20 protein-coding genes are annotated in these 19538 nt (G+C 66.7%); 7 read left to right on the top strand and 13 right to left on the bottom strand.

Annotated features, from left to right (window positions below):
- Positions 1-30 precede the first annotated feature (30 nt).
- The 3 genes from E3O45_RS15185 to E3O45_RS15195 are packed head-to-tail and all read right to left on the bottom strand — an operon-like array spanning position 31 to position 3186.
- Positions 31-1263: an ABC transporter permease gene (locus E3O45_RS15185; protein WP_134444196.1), complete on the bottom strand. Its 1233-nt coding sequence runs from the start codon at positions 1261-1263 to the stop codon at positions 31-33.
- Complete coding sequence (locus tag E3O45_RS15190) at positions 1260-1982, bottom strand: ABC transporter ATP-binding protein (protein WP_134444198.1); 723 nt, start codon at positions 1980-1982, stop codon at positions 1260-1262. The genes E3O45_RS15185 and E3O45_RS15190 overlap by 4 nt, the downstream gene beginning before the upstream one ends.
- A complete protein-coding gene (locus E3O45_RS15195; RefSeq protein WP_241985388.1) occupies positions 1975-3186 on the bottom strand; it encodes an efflux RND transporter periplasmic adaptor subunit in 1212 nt (403 codons plus the stop codon). Before E3O45_RS15195 ends, E3O45_RS15190 begins: the two co-directional genes overlap by 8 nt.
- A 181-nt stretch (positions 3187-3367) precedes the next feature.
- On the opposite strand from E3O45_RS15195, the gene E3O45_RS15200 reads away from it, so the two are divergent.
- A complete protein-coding gene (locus E3O45_RS15200; RefSeq protein WP_092448417.1) occupies positions 3368-3856 on the top strand; it encodes a YajQ family cyclic di-GMP-binding protein in 489 nt (162 codons plus the stop codon).
- A gap of 282 nt (positions 3857-4138) precedes the next feature.
- Here E3O45_RS15200 and E3O45_RS15205 read toward each other — a convergent pair whose 3' ends face one another.
- Genes E3O45_RS15205 through ubiE form a run of 3 tightly spaced genes read right to left on the bottom strand, consistent with a single transcriptional unit; the run spans position 4139 to position 7363 of the window.
- Complete coding sequence (locus E3O45_RS15205) at positions 4139-5521, bottom strand: FAD-dependent oxidoreductase (protein ID WP_134444199.1); 1383 nt, start codon at positions 5519-5521, stop codon at positions 4139-4141.
- A gap of 47 nt (positions 5522-5568) precedes the next feature.
- Positions 5569-6639 carry a polyprenyl synthetase family protein gene (locus tag E3O45_RS15210; protein WP_241980695.1) on the bottom strand — a complete coding sequence of 357 codons (1071 nt, stop codon included), beginning with the start codon at positions 6637-6639 and terminating at the stop codon, positions 5569-5571.
- A 22-nt stretch (positions 6640-6661) separates the two neighbouring features.
- On the bottom strand, positions 6662-7363 hold the full coding sequence (gene ubiE / locus E3O45_RS15215; protein WP_104131648.1) for a bifunctional demethylmenaquinone methyltransferase/2-methoxy-6-polyprenyl-1,4-benzoquinol methylase UbiE: 702 nt from the start codon (positions 7361-7363) through the stop codon (positions 6662-6664).
- Positions 7364-7457: 94 nt separating this feature from the next.
- Here ubiE and E3O45_RS15220 point away from each other — a divergent pair, with 94 nt between their 5' ends.
- A complete protein-coding gene (locus E3O45_RS15220) occupies positions 7458-8690 on the top strand; it encodes an isochorismate synthase MenF (protein ID WP_241980697.1) in 1233 nt (410 codons plus the stop codon).
- Between the two features lie 7 nt (positions 8691-8697).
- Here the strand turns inward: E3O45_RS15220 and E3O45_RS15225 are convergent, their stop codons facing one another.
- From E3O45_RS15225 to E3O45_RS15235, 3 genes are all read right to left on the bottom strand, one after another.
- Complete coding sequence (locus tag E3O45_RS15225; RefSeq protein ID WP_134444201.1) at positions 8698-9603, bottom strand: hypothetical protein; 906 nt, start codon at positions 9601-9603, stop codon at positions 8698-8700.
- A 326-nt stretch (positions 9604-9929) separates the two neighbouring features.
- Positions 9930-11633: a 2-succinyl-5-enolpyruvyl-6-hydroxy-3-cyclohexene-1-carboxylic-acid synthase gene (gene menD / locus E3O45_RS15230; RefSeq protein WP_134444203.1), complete on the bottom strand. Its 1704-nt coding sequence runs from the start codon at positions 11631-11633 to the stop codon at positions 9930-9932.
- Positions 11626-12081, bottom strand: coding sequence for a PLD nuclease N-terminal domain-containing protein (locus E3O45_RS15235; RefSeq protein WP_134444204.1), 456 nt, complete (start codon positions 12079-12081; stop codon positions 11626-11628). The genes menD and E3O45_RS15235 overlap by 8 nt, the downstream gene beginning before the upstream one ends.
- 72 nt (positions 12082-12153) lie before the next feature.
- Between E3O45_RS15235 and E3O45_RS15240 the strand changes: the two genes are divergently transcribed.
- Positions 12154-12453, top strand: coding sequence for a DUF4229 domain-containing protein (locus E3O45_RS15240; protein ID WP_134444206.1), 300 nt, complete (start codon positions 12154-12156; stop codon positions 12451-12453).
- Here the strand turns inward: E3O45_RS15240 and E3O45_RS15245 are convergent.
- From E3O45_RS15245 to E3O45_RS15255, 3 genes are read right to left on the bottom strand one after another with little or no spacing between them, the layout of a single operon-like run.
- Positions 12427-13458 (bottom strand): 1,4-dihydroxy-2-naphthoate polyprenyltransferase, encoded by a 1032-nt coding sequence (locus tag E3O45_RS15245; protein ID WP_370449933.1) that lies wholly within the window; start codon positions 13456-13458, stop codon positions 12427-12429. The two genes, E3O45_RS15240 and E3O45_RS15245, sit on opposite strands and share 27 nt — an antisense overlap.
- Positions 13413-14657 carry an AMP-binding protein gene (locus E3O45_RS15250; RefSeq protein ID WP_241985389.1) on the bottom strand — a complete coding sequence of 415 codons (1245 nt, stop codon included), beginning with the start codon at positions 14655-14657 and terminating at the stop codon, positions 13413-13415. The genes E3O45_RS15245 and E3O45_RS15250 overlap by 46 nt, the downstream gene beginning before the upstream one ends.
- A gap of 1 nt (position 14658) precedes the next feature.
- Complete coding sequence (locus tag E3O45_RS15255; RefSeq protein WP_134444208.1) at positions 14659-15570, bottom strand: 1,4-dihydroxy-2-naphthoyl-CoA synthase; 912 nt, start codon at positions 15568-15570, stop codon at positions 14659-14661.
- A 217-nt stretch (positions 15571-15787) separates the two neighbouring features.
- On the opposite strand from E3O45_RS15255, the gene E3O45_RS15260 reads away from it, so the two are divergent.
- Genes E3O45_RS15260 through E3O45_RS15275 form a run of 4 tightly spaced genes read left to right on the top strand, consistent with a single transcriptional unit; the run spans position 15788 to position 18467 of the window.
- Complete coding sequence (locus E3O45_RS15260) at positions 15788-16795, top strand: RNA polymerase sigma factor RpoD/SigA (protein ID WP_166789518.1); 1008 nt, start codon at positions 15788-15790, stop codon at positions 16793-16795.
- Positions 16796-16837: 42 nt separating this feature from the next.
- A complete protein-coding gene (locus tag E3O45_RS15265) occupies positions 16838-17170 on the top strand; it encodes an ATP-dependent DNA ligase (protein WP_134444211.1) in 333 nt (110 codons plus the stop codon).
- A complete protein-coding gene (locus E3O45_RS15270; protein ID WP_134444212.1) occupies positions 17167-17424 on the top strand; it encodes a hypothetical protein in 258 nt (85 codons plus the stop codon). The genes E3O45_RS15265 and E3O45_RS15270 overlap by 4 nt, the downstream gene beginning before the upstream one ends.
- A gap of 35 nt (positions 17425-17459) precedes the next feature.
- Positions 17460-18467: an o-succinylbenzoate synthase gene (locus tag E3O45_RS15275; protein WP_241985390.1), complete on the top strand. Its 1008-nt coding sequence runs from the start codon at positions 17460-17462 to the stop codon at positions 18465-18467.
- A 35-nt stretch (positions 18468-18502) separates the two neighbouring features.
- Here E3O45_RS15275 and ccsB read toward each other — a convergent pair whose 3' ends face one another.
- The gene (ccsB, locus tag E3O45_RS15280) at positions 18503-19519 is read right to left on the bottom strand and encodes a c-type cytochrome biogenesis protein CcsB (RefSeq protein WP_134444273.1); all 1017 of its coding nucleotides are present in this window, start codon (positions 19517-19519) and stop codon (positions 18503-18505) included.
- Positions 19520-19538 lie beyond the last annotated feature (19 nt).

The following is a 19538-nucleotide window of genomic DNA, read 5'->3' on the forward strand; positions in this document are numbered from 1 at the left end:
GTGGTCTCATTTCGTTCGAAAGCATGGAAGTTATTCACTGCGCAGGGCGTCAATGGGAGCGAGGCGGGCGGCCCGGGTTGCCGGGTAGACGCCGAAGCTGATGCCGATCACGATGGCGACGCCGATGGAGAGCCCGACCGCGGCTGGCGAGACGACGATCGAGCTGCCGATCACACCCGGCAACAGCAGGGCCGCGGTGACCCCGAGTATCGCGCCGAGCAGTCCGCCGCTGAGGCCGAGAATGGCCGCCTCGATCAGAAACTGCCGGCGGATGGCGCCTGGCGGCGCCCCGAGGGCCTTGCGGAGGCCGATCTCGCGGGTGCGCTCCGAGACCGAGACGAGCATAATGTTCATGACGCCGATGCCGCCGACCAGCAACGACAGCGCCGCGACGCCGGTGAGCAGAATCGTGAGCGTCTCGTAAACGGCCGTTGCGGTGCTCACCAGGGCGTCCTGGCTGCTGATGGTGAAGTCGGCGGCCGTGCTGTCGGTGATGGAGTGCAGGTTCAGCAACAGGCTTTCGGCCTCCTGATACGCGGCGGAAAGTTGCGTGTCACTCGCGGCCTGCAGGTAGATGGTCGACACGGCGGAACTTTCGGTGCCGCCGACCAGCACGCTCGCCGCAGTCGAGAACGGCACGATGGCCATATCGTCGAGGTTGGCCGAGGAATCCGACCCGGCGGACTCGAGCACCCCGATCACCTGGAACGTTTTGTCGCTGATCACCACGGACTGGCCGACCACCCGCTGGGTGCCGAATAGTTCGTCGGCGGTCTCAGGGCCGAGCACCACGACCGCGGCCGAGGTTTCCTCGTCGTCGTCACTGATGAACGCGCCCATGCTGAGAGTGCGGGCGCGCACGTCCAGCCACGACGTGGTCGTGCCGGTAACGGATGTCGTCCAGTTCGTATCATTCGCTTCGAGCGACAGCGACAGGGTCTTTTCGGCGGCGACCGCGGAAATATCGGGAGCGTTAACGCTCGACGTAAGCGCCTGCGCATCCGCTATGGTCAGCGTCGAAGTCGAGCCGAAGCCGCCGCGCAGGCCGGCGGTGTTGGTGCTGCTGCCGGGGGCGATGATCAGCAGGTTGCTGCCGAGCGAACTGATCTGCGCGCTGACGTCTTTCTGGGTGCCGAGGCCGAGGCCGACGGTGAGGATGACGGCGGCGATTCCGATCAGAATTCCGAGCACCGTAAGGATCGACCGCAGTGCGTGCGAGTAGACAGCGCTCCAGCTGGTGCGGAAGGATTCGAGCCAGCTCATACGGCAACCTCCTCGGTCAGTTCGTCCCGGAGAATTTCGCCGTCGCGCACCCAGACGATGCGGGCGGCCCGGCGGGCGACCTCGAGCTCGTGCGTGATGAGCACGATCGTGCGGCCGCGGGCGTGCAGTTCGTCGAACAGGGCGAGCACGTCCTGGGTCGAGACGGAGTCGAGGTTTCCGGTCGGTTCGTCGGCCAGAATCATGGTCGGCTCACCGACCAGGGCGCGGGCCACGGCCACGCGCTGTTGCTGTCCGCCGGAGAGCTCGCCCGGCCGGTTCTCGAACCGGTCACCGAGACCGACCCGGTCGAGCGCCTGCTCGGCGCGGGCTTTGCGCTCGTGCCGCGGCACTCCCCCATAGATCAGCGGCAATTCCACGTTGCGCCAGGCCGTCAGCGACGACAGCAGATTAAAGCCCTGAAACACAAACCCGATCTGGCGGTTGCGAATCTCGGCGAGTTCGACCTCGTCGAGGTCGTTCACGTCGGTGCCGCCGAGGCGGTATTCGCCGCGGCTGAGGGTGTCGAGGCAGCCGAGAATATTCATGATGGTGGACTTTCCCGACCCCGATGGCCCCATAATGGCGACGTATTCGCCCTCATGAATGTCGAGGTCGATGCCCGTGAGGGCTTCGAATTCGATGCTGCCAGAGCGGTAGGTCTTGCCGGCGTTACGCAATTCGATGACCGGGGCATCCGATTTAGTTTTCGCGTTAACCATTGTCGGGACCTCCAGGCATCTGACCGGCCGGCATGTCGCCGCCGGGGGGCATCATGCCGGTGCGGTCGGTGCCGGTTTTGCCGCTGCCGGGGGTGAAGGATGCCATGACGACCTCGTCGCCCTCGGCGAGTCCCTCGGTGATCTCGGTGAGGTTGCCGATCGTGGCCCCGACGGTGACCGGCGTCGAGACCTCGTTACCGTCGGCGTCCAGTACGGTCACAACGGATGCCCCATCCACGATGGTCACAGCGGCGCTAGCCACCGTCAGCACGTCGGTGCGGCGTTCGTACACGATGTCCGCGGTCACCGCGACGCCGTCATAGAGGCCCTCAGTGGATCCGGTGACCACGACGACGACCGGGTAGGCGGCCACACCGGTGCTCGTTGAGGGCAGCAGGCCGACCTCGGAGACGGTGCCGAAAAACTCAGTGCCGTCATCGAGTGCCAATTCGACCTGGTTATCGGCCGCGATGAGGGCGGCATCCGTCTCACCGACGGTGAAGTCAACGGTCCAGGAGTCGGTGCCGGCGATGGTGAAGGCGGCGCTGCTGGCGGTGGTCGTCGCGCCGGCTCCGGTTTCCGCCGTTCCGGCCGCTGCGCCGCCGCTCGCTGCGCCGCCGGTCGTGCTGCCGCCCGAGACGGCCTCGCCGACGGCGACGTTGACCACGGTGATGAGTCCGGCGACCGGCGCGGTGAGTGTGACGGCAGCTTGCGCGGCCAGGGCCTCATCGACACCGTTCTGTGCCGTGGTCACGCTCGCCTCGTTGGCGGCGATCTGGGCCAGATCGGCCGTGCTTGTGTCACTCGCATCCTCGCTGTCGGCCAGTTTCGCTGCAGCGGAGGCGCGGGTGGCGCGGGCCGCGAGCAGCTCGGCGTCGACGGTGAGGGTGTCGACGGTAGCGAGCACGTCGCCCGCCGAGACCACCGTTCCGACGGCCACGTTCACCCCGGTGACGTTTCCGGATGCCGCGAAGGACACCTCCTCCTGCACGGTCGGGGTGAGGGTGCCGCTCACCGTGACGCTCTGTTGCATGGTCTCGAGACTCGCGGCAACGGTCTGGGTGGCCGGAGTGGCCTCGGCACTGGTCGGCTGGGCGGCAATGAACCACCAGGCCCCGCCGCCGATCAGGGCGAGCACGATGACGCCGCCGCTGAGCATCCACCACCGGGCTTTCATTTGACGGATGCGTGTGCGCAGCTTCATTGTTCTCCTCAGATATTCACCTTCGGCACGTTGTTCCCTGTGCCGCTACAACGAACCTAAGGACGCTGTCTATGCCCGAGGCATCCGTGGCCTATCAAACGCCTATCAGTAACGCGAGAGCGCGTTCGGAGTGCTTAATCGCGCACTTCGTGCGCTCTCGCGGGTCAGATACCATGGGGGAATGGCAGATTCAACGTTCGACATCGTCAGCAAGGTCGACCCGATGGAGGTCGACAACGCCCTCAACCAGGCGCACAAGGAAGTCGCGCAGCGCTACGACTTCAAGAACGTGGGGGCCTCGATCGCGATGAGCGGCGAGAAGGTGCTCATGAAGGCAAACACCGAGGAGCGCGTCAAGGCGATCCTCGAGGTCTTCGAGTCCAAGCTGATCAAGCGCGGCATCTCCCTGCGCAGCCTCGATGCCGGCGAGCCGTTCGCCTCCGGCAAGGAGTACCGCATCGAGACCTCGATGAAGGCCGGGATCGACCAGGAGAACGCGAAGAAGATCAGCAAGATCATTCGCGATGAGGGGCCCAAGGGCGTCAAGAGCCAGATTCAGGGCGACGAACTGCGGGTCAGCTCGAAGAGCCGCGACGACCTGCAGGCGGTCATGGCCCTTCTCAAGGGCAAGGACCTCGACGTGGCCCTGCAGTTCACGAACTTCCGCTAGCCGCACGCCCGCACCTCCCGCACCTCCCGCACCATTTGGTCGCCGGGCCCACCTTATGGAAGCGGGCCCATGATGGATCATGGGCCCCGTTTCCGGGCCCGGGCCCGGTCAGAATAGGAGTCTTGCTCGGCGCGAGACACCGGGCATTCTGTGCCACCCGGCGTTCGCGAACCCCCCTCGTGAAAGACCGTCGCCGGGCCCACCTTATGGAAGCGGGCCCATGATGGATCATGGGCCCCGTTCCCGGGCCCGGGCCCGGTCAGAAGAGAGGGGCGGCGCGGGCTACTCCGCGCGGGAGACCGCGACCATTTCGTCGCGATCGACGACCTTAATGCGGAGGCGGCCGGCCGCCTCACCGAGCGCGAGCTCGTGCTGGTCAAGGTTGTGCCAGCCGTCAAGTCCGGTGTAGCGCACGCCGCGATCGGAAAGCAACGCCACGATGCTCTCCTCCGACGGCGACTCGGGCCGCCACCAGTTCCCGAGGTCGTTAATCAGGTGCTTGATGGTTTCCATCGCGTCGCTCTTGGTATGGCCGATCAGGCCGACCGGCCCGCGCTTGATCCAGCCGGTCGCGTAGACGCCGTACATCTGCTGGTTGAACAGCCCGCCGGTCCCGGCCGAGGGGTCACGCCGCAGCACCTGACCCTCGCGGTTGGGAATCACACCGCGCTTCTTGTCGAACGGCACGTCGGCCAGCTCGGACCCGAAGTAGCCGACCGCCCGGTACACGGCCTGAACCGGGATCTCCCGAATCTCACCGGTGCCGACGACGCCGCCGGCGGCATCCGTTATGGTGCGTTCCCAGCGAAACGCAGCCACCCGGCCGGTGCCGTCATCGACGACCTCGACCGGCTTGGCGAAGAAGTGCAGGTGCAGGCGGCGGCTGGCCGTGCCGGTCTCGCGGGCGCGCCACGCGTTCAGCGTCTTGTCGATCACGAAAACCTGCTTGTTGCTCGCGACGGCATCCTTGGCTGCTTCGTCGTAGTCGAAGTCCTCGTCGTACACGATCATGTCGACGTCGTTCAGCTCGCCGATCTCGCGCAGCTCGAGCGGCGTGAATTTAACGGATGTCGGCCCGCGGCGCCCAAACACGTGCACGTCGGTCACCGGTGACGCCGCGAGCCCGTCGTACACGTTTCCGGGAATCTCGGTCGGAAGCAGGTCCTCGGCGTGCTTGATCAGCATGCGGGACACGTCGAGGGCCACGTTGCCGTTGCCGATCACGGCGATCTCGCGCGCCTCGAGCGGCCAGGTGCGCGGCACATCGGGGTGACCGTCGAACCAGCTGACGAAGTCGGCTGCGCCGTAGGAACCGTCGAGCGAGGCGCCCGGAATGTTGAGGTCGGCGTCCTGCACGGCCCCGGTCGCGAAGATGACCGCGTTGTAGTGCTTCTTGAGGTCGTCGAGGGTGATATCGACACCGAACCGCACGTTGCCGAACACGCGAATATCGCCGCTGTCGAGCACCCCGCGCAGGGCGGTGATGATGCCCTTGATGCGCGGGTGGTCGGGCGCGACGCCGTAGCGCACCAGCCCATACGGCGCGGGAAGGTGGTCGAACAGGTCGATCGAGACCTCAAAGTTGCGCTCAGCCTTGAGCAGAATATCGGCGGCGTAGATGCCGGCCGGGCCTGCGCCGACGATAGCCAGTCTCAATTTGGTCACGGAAGTTTCCTTACTGCGCGAGCAGTCGGGGCAAGCCCCAACCCGCTCTAGCTGGAGCGCTCGACGATGGTCTCGGCGAATCGGGTGAGAGCTTTCTTAACCGAGCCCTTCGGCAGCGGGGCGAGGGCAGCTACCGCGTCGCGGGCCCAGCCGTGCGCCTCGGCGAGGGTTTCGGCGGTGACGGCGTGCTCGCGCAGCGCGGTGATGGCCGCATCGGCAGCCTCACCCTGTTCGGCGCCGGCCGACATGACGTCGCGTTCGAGTCGCTGCAGCAGATCGGCGGATGCCCCATCGCTCACGGCGCGTTCCCGCAACCGAAGCAGCGGCAACGTCACCACTCCCGCCCGGAGGTCCGTTCCCGGCACCTTGCCGGTCTCCTGCGGCTGCGGCGACAGGTCGAGCACATCGTCGATGAGCTGAAAGGCCACGCCGATCTTTTCGCCGAAGTCGACGACAGGCTGCTCGAACTCGGCCGGAGCGTTGGAGAACACCACCCCGCCCTGCGCGGCTGCCGCGATGAGCGAGCCGGTTTTGCCGGCGAGCACCTGAATGTAATGCTCGACCGGGTCGTCGCCGGCGCGCGGGCCGACCGTCTCCTGAAACTGGCCCATCACGAGGCGCTCGAAGGTGGTCGCCTGCAGCTTGATGGCGCGCTCACCGAGCCGGGCCATCAGCTGACTGGCACGGGCAAACAACAGGTCCCCGGTGAGGATAGCGATGGAGTTGCCCCACACCGTTTGGGCGCTCGGTACGCCGCGACGCTTGTCGGCATCGTCCATTACGTCGTCGTGGTAGAGCGAGGCGAGGTGGGTCAGTTCGATGGCCGTCGCCGCGGTGACCACGTCGGGCAGAATGCCCTCGCCCAGGTGCGCGGTGAGCAGCGCGAGCATGGGACGCACCCGTTTGCCGCCCGCGTTGAGCAGGTAGCGGCTGGTGACCGTGGCGATTTCGTTGGCGTAGACCAGTTCGGCGAGCAGGGCGGCTTCGACCTGTTCAATGCCGGAATCGATGTTCGCGGCCAGGCCACGATCGGCGGAAGTCGAGAAGATACGATCGCCGAGGCCCGCCTGGCTAGTCACCGACGCGCTGCGGCGGATCACGGGGGCTCTGGATTTCACGTAAGTCAGCCTATCGAGTTGATCAGGATTTGGTTCCACGGTGCAGCGCCACGATGCCAAGCGTGAGATTGCGGTAGGCGACGCTGGAGTAGCCGGCCGAGCGCAGCCATCCGCTTAATACCGGCTGGGTCGGCCAGGCCGCGATGGACTCGCCGAGGTAGTCGTAGGCCTCGGCGTTCGACGAGGCGAGCCGCACGACCCGCGGCATCACGTGGTTGAGGTAGGCGAAATAGCTCTGGCGCACGAGCGTGAGCGGCGGGGTCGAGAACTCGCAGATGACGACGCGGCCGCCGGGCTTGGTCACCCGGTAGAACTCGGCGAGCGCCTTCTTCGGTTCGACCACGTTTCGCAGCCCGAAGGAGATGGTGACGGCGTCGAATTCGTTGTCTTTGAAGGGAAGCGCCGTGGCGTCGGCCTGCACGAATTCGATGTTCGGGTTGTGCGCGTGACGGGTCTTGCCGACCTCGATCATGCCGGCCGAGAAGTCGGCGGCCACGACGTGGGCGCCACTGTGGGCGAGGGCTGCGCTGGACGTTCCGGTGCCGGCGGCGATGTCCAGAATGCGCTCCCCGGCCTGCGGGTTGACGGCCTTGGTGGTGGCGAGGCGCCAGAGCGACGCGTTGCCGACCGACAGCAACGCATTTGTGCGGTCATAGTGGGCGGCCACCTCGTCGAACATGGCAGCCACCTGCGCGGGCCGTTTGTTCAGGTCTGCTCTATTCACCCCATCATTCTAGGTCGCGCGGGCGGGGCGAAACTGCATGGTTGCCGGGGTACGCGTTCGTATAGGAGCAGCGGCGCGGGCGTAGGCTACAGAAGTGAATGTGCAGGCCTTGACGGTCGAAACCTCCCCGATAGCCGATATCCGCCAACTGATCCTGCTGCTCGATGGCCGCACGCCCCTGCTCTGGATGCGTCGCAACCAGGGTTTGGCTGGCATCGGCTGCGCGCTGCGGCTCGAATTCTCCGGCCCGACCCGCATGACGGATGCTGCGGCGGCGTGGAAACAAGTCGTCGCGCTGGCCACCGTGACCGACCCGCTGGCCCGCACCGGCACCGGGCTGCTGGCCTTCGGTGCGTTCGCCTTCGACGAGTCCTCCGCGCAGACCAGCGTGCTGATCGTGCCCGAAATCATCGTCGGCCGCGAAGACGGCCAGTGCTGGGTGACGCGCATTCACGTGACCGGCCAGAGCGCCGGCGCGAACCCGCTCGCGCTGCATCCGCTCGGCGACGAGTATCGCATCGCGCTGCTCCCGGGAGCGTTACCCCCCGCAGACTTTCGCACCGCGGTCAGCTCCGGCATCGAACGCATTCGCGCGCAACAGGTCAACAAGGTCGTGCTCGCCCGCGACCTGGTCGGGCGGGTGCCGGCCGAGTCCGACCTGCGCCGCGCCATCAGCAAGCTCGCGCTCGGCTACCCGGACTGCTGGACCTACGCCGTCGACGGCCTCATCGGGTCGAGCCCGGAAACCCTCATTCGCGCCGACCACGGCTCGGTCAATGCCCGGGTGCTGGCCGGCACGATCTCGCGGGGAGCGGATGCCGAAGACGACCGCGAGGCAGCCCTGACCCTGGCGACCTCGTCGAAGGACGGCGACGAGCACGAGTTCGCCGTGCAGAGCGTGCTCAAGTCGCTGCGCCCGCACACCTCGGTGCTCGCGACCAGTGAGATTCCGTTCACGGTGAAGCTGCCGAACCTGTGGCATCTCGCGACCGACCTCGAGGGCACGCTGAGCGACGGGTCGACCTCGCTCGACCTGATCGCTGCGTTGCATCCGACGGCCGCGGTCGCCGGAACGCCGACCCTCGAAGCCCTGAGCCTCATTCGCGAGCTCGAACCGTTCGACCGCGGCCGCTACGCCGGGCCGGTCGGCTGGGTCGGCGCCGACGGCGACGGTGAATGGGCGATCGCTCTGCGCTGCGCCCAGGTCGCCCCCGAGGGCGGCATTACCGCCTACGCCGGCTGCGGCATCGTGCTGGACTCCGACCCCGACCGCGAGCTGGCCGAGACGAAGATGAAGTTTCGCCCGATTGTCGAAGCCTTCGGCTAGCTCGCGGCTATTTCCAGCGCCAGGAATCGATCGCGGCGGCAATGATTTCCTCACCGTTGTCCTCGGGAATGACGAAGGAGATCACGAAGAACTTCACCGGATCGGCGGCGAACTGGTAAGCCTTCGGCGCGAGGACGGTGAGGAAGGCCCTTGTCCGGGTGTTTTCGGCGGTGCCGTTCAGGCGCGTGAGGTTGGCGTCGACGCCGTCGAGGCTGACGGCCTCTTTCGGGCTCGTGACCTCACCGGCTTCGGGATAGTAGGTCTCGATCACAGACTCGACCACGTCGTCGAGGCTGCCGTTCCGTACCCCTGCGTCGGTGATCATCATCGCGTCCGGTGTCACCATTACGCGGCCTAAGACGCTGCCAAACCCCGTCTTGTGGATGACACCGTCCGCGTCGCGTTCGCCCAACAGTTCCAGCGCCGTGACGCAGGCCCGCGTGTTCCCAAAAGAATTGGTGTAGTCGCGGGGCCCAGTGAAGGAGTAACAAGGGGTGACAATGGGTTGGCCCCCGGCCATGATCACCGCGCCGATTCCCGAACTCGCCAGCGAGATCACGATCACCATGGTCACCAGCACGTTGGTGACCCCGGCCAGCGCCGAACCGATCAGGCCCGCTCGCCCGAAGGATTTACCGGCCGGTCTGCGCATGGCGAGGACACCGAGGACGATCCCGTTGATGCCCAGGATCAGACCCAAAACTGGAATCCAGCCGGTGACGAAGGCGCCGATCCCCACGATGAGCGCTGCGAGGGCAATGCCGCCTGGCCGATTGGAATTTGGTCGGGGATCCTGTTGGAGCGCTTCTTCAGAAGAGCCGCCCGGCTGAGCGTTGTCCTGGTGCGAGTCTGTGGTCATCTTGGCCTCCCGGCATCCGTGTGCCTCACAAAGTAGCAAGCCGCCGGTTTGCAATACCGCCTACGGCAAACCTGTGGATAACTCAATTCCCGGCCTCAATTCACCATTTCTCATATTGTGCGAGCGGTGTCGGTCCAAGCCCGATCGCGAGCTCGCCGAGACGAAGATGAAGTTTCGGCCGATCGTGGAGGCCTTCGGCTAACCCTCGACCGGTGCCACACTCGCTACGCGGGAGTTGCGCCGCTGCGCGGGAACTCGACGAACCCCCGCGCACCGGCGGAGGTCCCGCGCGGCGCGCGTGGCGGCGCAGCGCCCACCGCGCGAGGGTTCGCAAGTCGACCTAGACCCGCGCCGGAAGAGCGATTTGCACCCCCTCAGACTCAGCGAACGAGCGGAACCTCGAGGATGGCCGGACCAGTCGGGGCGCCGGTGAGGGCGCGCTCCAGGTCGGCCCGCGTGGCTGCGACCTCGTACTCCCAGCCATAGGCAGCAGCGAGGGCTTGAAGGTCGACGCTGCGCGGCGTGTACAGCACCCGTTCCATCGCCTCGGCCGGAGCCGTTGCCGCGACCTCGAGGCCGTCGAAGATACTGCCGCCGCCGTCGACTCCGACAATGATCTGCAGCCGCGGCCGCGGTTCACCGGGAGCGAGCAGCAGCGAGCCAACGTCGTGCAGAAACGTCAGGTCGCCCATTAGCACCCGTGTCACTCCGACCGAGCGCGGTTCCGGTTCGGCCTGGCTGGCCAGCGCCACTCCGAGCGCCGTCGCCATGGTGCCGTCGATTCCGGCCAGCCCTCGGTTCGCCAGCACGGTGATCTTCTTGCCGGGAACGCGCTTGTCCGCCTCCCGAATGAGCCGGGAGGCGCCGAGTACGAGCCGGTCGTGCGGCCACGACGCCCGCCACACCGCGTCGACGAGCAGCGCCCGGGTCAGCGGTGCCCGCAGCACGGCCAGCTCGGCGCGGGTGATACCGCGTTTGTCGATCGGGGCCCGGCCCTCATCGGCCGCCGCCTCGGCGAGGGCCCGGCTGGTCATCACCCAGCGCCCCAGCCACGCCCGACCGGCCGGGGTGCGCGCGGCCGCAGCGCACGAAGCATCCGGTCCAATCGAGCGGGTGAAGGCGCGCGCGGAGCGGCCGGGGTTGTACCATTCGAGTCCGGTCGGGGCGACCACGATTGTCTCCACACCGGGGCGTTCAATGAGGGCGGGAATTTCTCGGCTGAGCGTGGGGTGGCCGAACACGATCACGCGCTCGACCTCGCCGCCCAGATCCACGGCGCCAAGCAGCTCGCGATAGTGCACAATCAGGTTCGGGCCGAACCGAGCCCCGCTGGACACTTCGGCCAGCAGCGGCCAGCCCCCGGCGTGGGCGAGTTCTTCGGCCTCCGGACCGGCGCCATCGCCGGCAACGACAACCGTGCGTGGTCCGGGGGCGATCAGCATGGTCGGGCCGTCGGTCGAGACGGCAGGTGCAACGGGGGCAGCCGGAGTCACCCTCGGCAATCCAGCAGGAAGCGCGGCCGACAACGGCTCCCGAAACGCCAGATTCAGTTGCACCGGGCCGGGTGCGGCGGTGCTTTCCCCGGTGGCGGCATCCGTCGCCTGGCGGGCCAACGCTTGGGCAATGCCGGTCTCGTCGGGTTCGCCGACCGGCGCCGGAACGTCAAGGCACAGTCGGGTGGCGACACCGAAGATGCCGGGCTGCACGGTGGTTTGGTTCGAACGGATGCCGCGCAGCTCGGCCGGACGATCGGCCGTCAGCAGGATCATCGGCACCCCGGCGTGGTGCGCTTCGAGCACGGCCGGGTGCAAATTGGCCACGGCCGTGCCCGACGTCACGACGACAAGGGCGGGCCGACCGGTCTCGAGCGCAAGGCCGAGCGCGAGAAAGCCGGCGCTGCGTTCATCGGTGCGCACATGCAAGCGGATACCGCCGGCCCGTTCCAGCTCGGCCGCGGCCAGCGCGAGCGCCTGCGAACGCGCACCGGGACAGAGCACGAGGTCGCGCAGCCCGAGACGTATAAATTCGTTTAGAAGGGAGAAACTAAAATCGGTCGCCGGGCTACCGTTGAACGGCTCAGGCATCCCGACGGCCAGGCTGCTCGCCTTCGCCCGGTTCCTTTTTCTTCTTCTTCGGGTCTACGCCGGTACCATTGCCCGGTGTCGGATCGTTCTTGTCGAGATCGGCGAGGTCCTGCTCCATCCGACGGATGCGCTCCTGCTGGTCTTTCTCGTTGAATGGCCGGTTTTCGCCGGTTGCTGTGGCCACGCCGCCGCCGTTCAGGCCGCGCAGAAAATCGAGGTCGTCATCGGGAGCGACCGATCGGTACGACCGGGTGGTGGGGGTGGAGCGTCCGTGGCCGACCAGCAGCCAGAGCAGCGGGCCGATCAGCGGTACCAGAACGATGACGAAAATCCACACCCAGCGCGGCAAACCTCGAATGCGTTTGCGGTCGAAGACGGCGCAGTCTACGAGGGTGTAGACCGTGAGAATGACCAGGGCCAGTCCTAGTCCGATCAAGAGCTTGGGCATGTCTTGATTGTATGGCGCTTGGCCGTGAGAGACATGTGCGGATGCTCAGGCGCGGCGTTCTAAACTTGGCTCATGAAATTCGTGGCCCCCTGGCTGTACTACTCCGTGATGCGCGTGCTGATGTTTGCCGTACCGCTGGCGATCCTGCTCTCCCTCGGTTTCTGGCCCTGGGCTGCGGCCGTCATCGCTGCCATGCTCGGCCTGTGCCTGTCCTACCTGTTTCTCGGCAAGTCCCGCGAGAGCGTGGCGCGTGACCTGTACCGGGCGCGGCACCCCGGCAAGGAGCCGGTAAACCCGGATTCTGAGGTCGAGGACCAGGCGCTGAATGCCGAAGAAACCACCAACTCAGAACGCGAAAGCAAGTCCCAGTAGCAGCCCGTAGGCCAGCGCCGCGAGGCTGGTCAGCTTCAGCGCAAGGATGAGTTCCCTGGCCGACGTCGCGGTGACCGTAATGAGGCAGGCCGGCAGCGCCAGCAGCAGCACGAAGAACGTGAAGATCCCGAGCGGATAAACCAGGCTGAACAGTCCGGCGATCACGAACGGCAGCAGCAGGAAGACGCAGAAGACGACCCGGGAAGCCGTGCGGCCGATGCGCACCGCGAGGGTGCGCTTGCCGGCGGCCTGGTCGGGCACGATGTCTCGCAGGTTGTTGACCATGAGCACGGCACAGGCGATCAGTCCCATCGCCACACCGCCGAGCACGCTCTCGGTCGTGAAGTCGCCGACCTGCACGTAGGTGGTGCCGGCGGTGGCGACGAGCCCGAAGAAGACGAACACGAACAGTTCGCCGAGGCCGAGGTAGCCGTAGGGCTTTCTGCCACCGGTGTAGAACCAGGCCGCCACCAGGGCGACGACGCCGACGAGTAGCAGCCACCAGTACTGGGTCAGAATGACGAGGGTCAGGCCGGCCACGGCGGCGAGGCCGAAGAAGACCAGGGCGACGCGCAGCACGGTACGGGGGTTGGCAACGCCGCCGCCGGTCAGCCGGGCCGGACCGACCCGAAAAGCGTCGGTGCCGCGAATGCCGTCGGAATAGTCGTTGGCGTAGTTGACGCCGATCTGCAGCAGCAGGGCCACCGCGAGGGCGAGCAGCGCGCGCACCGGGTGGTAGACGCCGGGGCCGGCCGCGACGATGGCGGCTCCGGTGCCGAGCAGCACAGGAGCGATGGCGAGCGGCAGGGTGCGCAGGCGCGCACCGGCGATCCAGTCTGCGGCCGTGGCCGGCTTGACCGCGGCGGGCCCCTTGCGCGGCACGTTTTTGAAGGCTGGATGGCCTGACTTGCCGTTGGTCTTGCCGCCGGAAGCGGCACCCGCCAGCGTCGCCGCAGGGTTCAGTCTTTGTTGTTTGGGCCTGACCGGCCGAGCTCCTTGTGCCACGCCACCATGCTACTTGTTGGCCCAGGACCGGCCAACACAGTACTGGCCAACACAGTACCGGCCAACACAATACCGGCCAACGCCACCCGGTCGGGCTTACCCGAGGCCAGCAGCGGGATCTGCTCCACTCGCACGACGCGCGCGGGCCTGGCGGCACGCCCCAGCAGCGCCACAACGGATGCCCCCACGACAGCCAGATCCGCCGCCGCGCTTTCCGGCCCGGCCACCACCAGAACCGGCACCTGGCCCCATTGGGCGTCATCGCCACCGAGCACAACCGCCGTCTCGAAGCCCACACAGGACCGCACGATCCGTTCGACGGCGTCGAGGGACACCTTCTCGCCGCCGGAGATGATCACGTTGTCGGCCCGGCCGCGCACCGTGACGCGACCGCTGAGGGGATCGACCTCGCCGAGGTCGCCGGTGCGATACCAGCGCACCCCCTGCTCCACGATGAACCGGTCAGCGGTGCGCGGTGCATCGTCGAGGTACCCCTCGGCGAGCACCGCGCCCGACAGCTCGAGCTGCCCGTCGACGAGACGCACGAGGGTGTCCCCGATCGGAACCCCGTCGTAGACGCACCCACCGGCCGTCTCCGACGATCCATAGGTGCGCACGACCCGCACCTCCAGTTCGGCCGCCCGCGCGATGAGCTCGGGTCGGATGGCCTGCCCGCCGACCAAAATCGCGGTGAAGCGCCGCAGCACGGCCAGCAGGGCCGGGTCATCCGCTGCGTCGAGAAGCCGGGCCAGCTGCACCGGAACCAGCGCGGTGTAGCGCAGCGGCTCGGTCATGGTCTCGGCCAGACGAAGAAAATTCTGCGGATCGAAGTGGCCAGGCGGTAGCACGATCGGGGTGGTCTCGGCGGCGATCGAGCGCACCAGCACCTGCACCCCGGCGATGTAGTGCACCGGAAGGGCCAGCAGCCACTGCCCCGGTCCACCGAGGGCGACCGCCGACGCCGCGGCACCGGCCAGCAGCGCATTGGTGGCGAGCATGGCCCGTTTCGGCGCCCCCGTCGACCCGGAGGTCTCGATCACCACGGCGACCCGCTTCGGCACGTCGCCGAGGACCGGCATTCCGGCAGCCCGATCGGTCGACAGCGGCAGCACGGCCGGCCCGCTGCCGGCGAGCGCGTTTCGCAGCACGGCCAAAAAGTCGAGCGGATGCTCCGGCGCGACCGCGAGCAGCGGCCTCACGTCAGTACTGCCACGGGTACGGCGACCAGTCCGGTTCACGCTTCTCCAGGAAGGAGTCTCGGCCCTCGACGGCTTCATCGGTGCCATAAGCGAGGCGGGTGGCCTCGCCGGCGAACACCTGCTGGCCGACCAGCCCGTCGTCGACGGCGTTGAAGGCGAACTTGAGCATGCGAATCGCGGTGGGCGACTTGGTCAGAATCTCTCGAGCCCAGTCCAGTGCCACGGTTTCCAGTTCGGCGTGCGGCACGACGGCGTTGATCGCGCCCATCTCGAGCGCACGCTGGGCCGAGTATTCGCGAGCCAGAAAGAACACCTCGCGGGCGGCTTTCTGGCCGACCTGGCGGGCGAAGTAGGCGCTGCCGTAACCGGCGTCGAAGGAGCCGACATCGGCATCCGTCTGCTTGAATTTGCCGTGTTCGGCGCTGGCGATACTCAGGTCGCAGACCACGTGCAGGGAGTGCCCGCCGCCGGCCGCCCAGCCGGGTATGACCGCAATGACGACCTTGGGCATGAAACGGATGAGACGCTGCACTTCCAGAATATGCAGGCGCCCGGCGCGTCCGCGGTCGATGCCCGCTGCCGTCTCGCCCTCGGAGTACTTGTAGCCGTCCCGGCCGCGGATGCGCTGATCGCCACCGGAGCAGAAAGCCCAGCCGCCGTCCTTGGCACTCGGGCCATTACCGGTGAGCAGAACGACGCCGATTTTCGAGTTCAGCCGAGCGTCTTCCAGAGCGCTGAACAACTCGTCGACCGTGCGCGGGCGAAAGGCGTTGCGCACCTCGGGCCGGTCAAAGGCGATGCGGGCGATTCGGCCGCTCAGATCCTGGTGGTAGGTCAGATCGGTGAGGTCTTCAAAGCCGGCAACGGCCTTCCATTGGCTCGCATCGAAGATTTCGGATACCTGTTCGCTCATGCTGTCAGCCTACGGGGGCAGACGCGCAGCTTGCGGCTTCACCAACTCGTAATACCCACGGTTGTAAAGACGAAATAACCTCAGGTAACCTGTACCAAACAATATGTCAAGCCCTTGATCGCCACCCCCCTTCGGGGGTGTACTAATGACTTGGAATACACGGGGAGGTGGCCATGAATATCACAGACAGCAGCAGCCAGTGCGGGGGCAAGCGCTCATGACGACGACTGTTGAGAGAAACACCAACACCGCTCCGCTGGCGCGCCCGGCAGCGAATACCGCGCCGCGCCGCGCCGCGGCATCGGCCAGCTACAGCGCCGCATCAACGGATGCCTTCGGCGATTACCTGCGCCGCATCGGCAAGGGGACCTTGCTCAACGCCGAGCAGGAGGTTGATCTGGCGCGCCGCATCGAGGTGGGTCTGTTCGCTGAGGCTCGACTGCTGCGGGACGGCGATGCCCTCCGGCGCGATTCGGTGGAGCAGCGGGACCTGGCCTGGCTCGGGCAAGACGGGCGCCGCGCCAAGAACCAGTTCATCGAGGCCAACCTGCGCTTGGTCGTCAGCATCGCCAAACACTATTCCGGTCGCGGGGTGCCCATCATGGACCTCGTTCAGGACGGCAATATGGGCCTGGTGCGTGCGGTCGAAAAGTATGACTTCATGACCGGCTACAAGTTCTCCACCTACGCCACCTGGTGGATCCGCCAGGCCATCCACCGCGGCATGGCCGACAAATCGCGCATGATCCGCATCCCGGTGCACACGGCCGAGAAGCTGAATAAGATCAAGCGGATCCGTCGTGATCTGACGAGCGTGCTCGACCGCGACCCGACAGCACGCGAGATCGGTGAGGCCGCGCAGCTTTCAGTGCGCGATGTGCTGCGGCTGCTGCAGTACGACAACGAACCGATCTCCCTGCACACCCCGGTCGGCGATGGCGCCGGCGATATGGCTGAACTCATCATCGACGACGACCTGCCCCAGCCCGACGAGCACGCCACCCTGACCCTGCGTGCCGCGGACATCCGCTTCTTTCTCGAAACACTGCCGCCCCGAGAACGCTCCATTCTGCGGGCCCGGTTCGGCCTCGACGGCAACGAGCCCCGTACCCTCGACCAGATCGCCCACATCGAGGGCGTCACCCGGGAACGCGTGCGGCAGATCGAGAAACGCGCCCTGGCTCTTCTGCACGTGCCCCGGCTGGAACACTACCTGCGCGACTAGCGAGGTCAGGATCAACCGAATGCACGCGAGCTGGAGCGAGACATGGGAAAGCTGACCTACGACTCGACCCTCACCGCGGACTTCGACGATCGAGTTCTGGCGCATATCCAGGTGGTCATCGGAGCCAAGTTTCGGCGCGGCGAATCGTTCTATTTCACCTGGCGCAATGACCCGCAGGCGGGCAACGGGCGGACCACCATCTGGCTGCACCCCGGCATCCCAATCGCATACAAGTATTTCGGCAGCCGCTCCCCCACCCTGAACCGCGAGTGGATCGAGGCGCTCATGGCCACGGCCAACTCCTCCGGCGGCCTGCAAATTGTTCCAGAACCCCGCTCCCCGTTCGCGCCACTGAGCTCGAAGGACGAACCATGAACCGCATCGACATCGTCTATGGCGGCAAGCCCTATTCCCTCGGCGGCCGTTCGGTCGAGTCGATCCAGGTGGAGATCGACGGCGCCATCGCTGCCGGGCTGCCGTACTGGTTGCGGGTAAACAGCGGGGAAGGCCGGTTCGAAGACGCCTATCTGCTCATCGCCCCCGGAATCGCGGTCGCCCTGGTCAATGTCAGGCCGAACGGCATCGACCACGATCATGAGGGCGATGACCTCGATCAGGATTCGCTCTGACCAACTACCCAGCCGGAGACTGCCAGACTGGAGCCATGATGACCTCACTGGATGCCACGGTCCCCCCCTTGGAAGAGCTTCTCGGTTCCGCGCACGTCGTCTCCCTGAAACTGTTCGACCGGTTTCGAGGCCTGGACAGCCGGGAAGCAATGCTGCTCGAGGGGCCGCAGGGCTGGACGGAGTTTTCTCCCTTCGTCGAATACGACGACGCTGAGGCAGTCAACTGGCTGCGGGCCGCGATTGATTTCGGCTGGCAGGACTCGCCGCACCCGCTGCGCACAAGCATTCCGGTCAACGCCACCGTGCCCGCCGTCTCCGCCGACAAGGTCGCCGAAGTGCTCGCCCGTTTTCCCGGCTGCCGCACAGCCAAGGTGAAGGTGGCCAGCCCCGATCAGACTCTGGCCGACGATGTTGCCCGGGTCGCCGAGGTGCGCCGCGTGCTCGGCCCGGAGGGACGCATCCGAATCGATGCGAACGGACTGTGGAATGTGGATGAGGCGGAGCATGCCATTCACGCCCTGAGCGCCTTTGATCTCGAATACGTCGAGCAGCCCTGCCTGACCGTGCCGGAACTGGCTGAGATTCGCCAGCGCACGACCTACCTGAGCGTGCCGATCGCCGCCGACGAGAGCGTGCGCAAGAGCAGCGACCCACTCGCCGTGGCGAGGGCCGGCGCCGCCGACATCCTGGTGATCAAGGCGCAGCCACTCGGCGGCATTCGCGCCGCCCTGTCGATCATCGGCCAGACCGGTCTTCCGGTCGTCGTCTCCAGCGCCCTCGACACCTCCGTCGGGCTGTCCATGGGCGCCCACCTGGCCGCATCCGTTCCCGGCCTGTACTTCGACTGCGGACTGGGCACGGCCTCGCTGCTGGCCGAGGACGTCACGACCCACCCGCTGCTCCCGGTCGACGGCGCGATTCCGGTGCGCCGGGTCACCCCCGACCCTGCTCTGCTTACGCAGCACGCGGCCAGTCCGGAGCGCCGCGACTGGTGGCTGGCGCGCCTCGCGCGCACCCACGCGCTCCTCGCCGCCGCCGAGTAGCGCGCAACCTAATCGCGAAAGCGGGTGACTGCGGGCTACAAGCCAGAGTAGGCGTGCAGGCCCTTGAAGAACACGTTGACGATGCCGAAGTTGAACATGACGGCGCTGAAACCGATGATCGACAGCCAGGCCGAGCGTGATCCGCGCCAGCCGCGGGTCGCACGGGCGTGGATGTAGCCGGCGTAGATGACCCAGATGATGAAAGTCCAGACCTCTTTGGTGTCCCAGCCCCAGTAGCGGCCCCAGGCCTGTTCGGCCCAGATCGAGCCGGCCATCAGGGTGAAGGTCCACAAAATGAAGCCGACGATATTGATGCGGTAGGACAGATTCTCCAGTGTCACTGACGACGGCAGCGTGGCCAGAAAACGCAGGCGCAGAGCGGATGCGATCGCCCCGCGCGGCGCGGCAGCTCCCTCGAGCACGTGGTTCTCCCGCCGCGACTGCAACAGCTGAACGGTCGACAGGGCGAAGCCGAGCGCGAACATTCCGGTGCCGAGGGACGCCACGAAAACGTGGATCACCAGCCAGGCCGACTGCAGCGCCGGCGGCAGCGGGGCGACCTCGACGTAGAACTGCAGGGCGGCAATTCCGAGCAGCACGAGCACGAGGCCAGTGACGAAGGTTCCGAGAAAACGCAGGTCCGAGCGCACCAGCACGAGCAGAAACACCGTCATGATGAGCAGGGTTCCGGTCATGGCGAATTCGTACATGTTCGCCCACGGCACCCGGTCGGCGGCGAAACCGCGCATAACGGTTGCCACGAGGTGCAGTGCCCAGGCGAGCACGGTGAGCGAGACGCCCACCCGCAGGCTCGACGAGCGGCCGTAGGGCATGGCCGCATCGTTGTCCATCCGCGCGCTGAGGCGGGACAGCACCGGCCGTTTCAGGGCCGGTCGCTCAAGGGTGCGGGTACCGCCAGCGGATGCTGCGGCGCCGGCCGAAGCAGCGGCATCCGTTTCCGCCAGGTCGGCCGCCTCGATCACGCCGACCGCGCTCGAGCGGCGGGCGAGGTCGATCGCGAAGGCGATGAAAGCGAGGGCGTAGACGCCCATCGCCGAATACAGCGCGTAG

Origin of the sequence: Cryobacterium sp. TMS1-20-1 (assembly GCF_004402355.1) — a bacterium.
Classification (GTDB): Bacteria; Actinomycetota; Actinomycetes; order Actinomycetales; family Microbacteriaceae; genus Cryobacterium; species Cryobacterium levicorallinum.

Excerpts from the sequence above, each read along its gene's own strand:
- E3O45_RS15185 (WP_134444196.1), bottom strand. The coding sequence starts at position 1,263 with ATGAGCTGGCTCGAATCCTTCCGCACCAGCTGGAGCGCTGTCTACTCG.
- E3O45_RS15190 (WP_134444198.1), bottom strand. The coding sequence starts at position 1,982 with ATGGTTAACGCGAAAACTAAATCGGATGCCCCGGTCATCGAATTGCGT.
- E3O45_RS15195 (WP_241985388.1), bottom strand. The coding sequence starts at position 3,186 with ATGAAGCTGCGCACACGCATCCGTCAAATGAAAGCCCGGTGGTGGATG.
- E3O45_RS15200 (WP_092448417.1), top strand. The coding sequence starts at position 3,368 with ATGGCAGATTCAACGTTCGACATCGTCAGCAAGGTCGACCCGATGGAG.
- menD (WP_134444203.1), bottom strand. The coding sequence starts at position 11,633 with ATGCCTGAGCCGTTCAACGGTAGCCCGGCGACCGATTTTAGTTTCTCC.
- E3O45_RS15235 (WP_134444204.1), bottom strand. The coding sequence starts at position 12,081 with ATGCCCAAGCTCTTGATCGGACTAGGACTGGCCCTGGTCATTCTCACG.
- E3O45_RS15240 (WP_134444206.1), top strand. The coding sequence starts at position 12,154 with ATGAAATTCGTGGCCCCCTGGCTGTACTACTCCGTGATGCGCGTGCTG.
- E3O45_RS15255 (WP_134444208.1), bottom strand. The coding sequence starts at position 15,570 with ATGAGCGAACAGGTATCCGAAATCTTCGATGCGAGCCAATGGAAGGCC.
- E3O45_RS15260 (WP_166789518.1), top strand. The coding sequence starts at position 15,788 with ATGACGACGACTGTTGAGAGAAACACCAACACCGCTCCGCTGGCGCGC.
- E3O45_RS15265 (WP_134444211.1), top strand. The coding sequence starts at position 16,838 with ATGGGAAAGCTGACCTACGACTCGACCCTCACCGCGGACTTCGACGAT.
- E3O45_RS15270 (WP_134444212.1), top strand. The coding sequence starts at position 17,167 with ATGAACCGCATCGACATCGTCTATGGCGGCAAGCCCTATTCCCTCGGC.
- E3O45_RS15275 (WP_241985390.1), top strand. The coding sequence starts at position 17,460 with ATGATGACCTCACTGGATGCCACGGTCCCCCCCTTGGAAGAGCTTCTC.
- ccsB (WP_134444273.1), bottom strand. The coding sequence starts at position 19,519 with ATGGGCGTCTACGCCCTCGCTTTCATCGCCTTCGCGATCGACCTCGCC.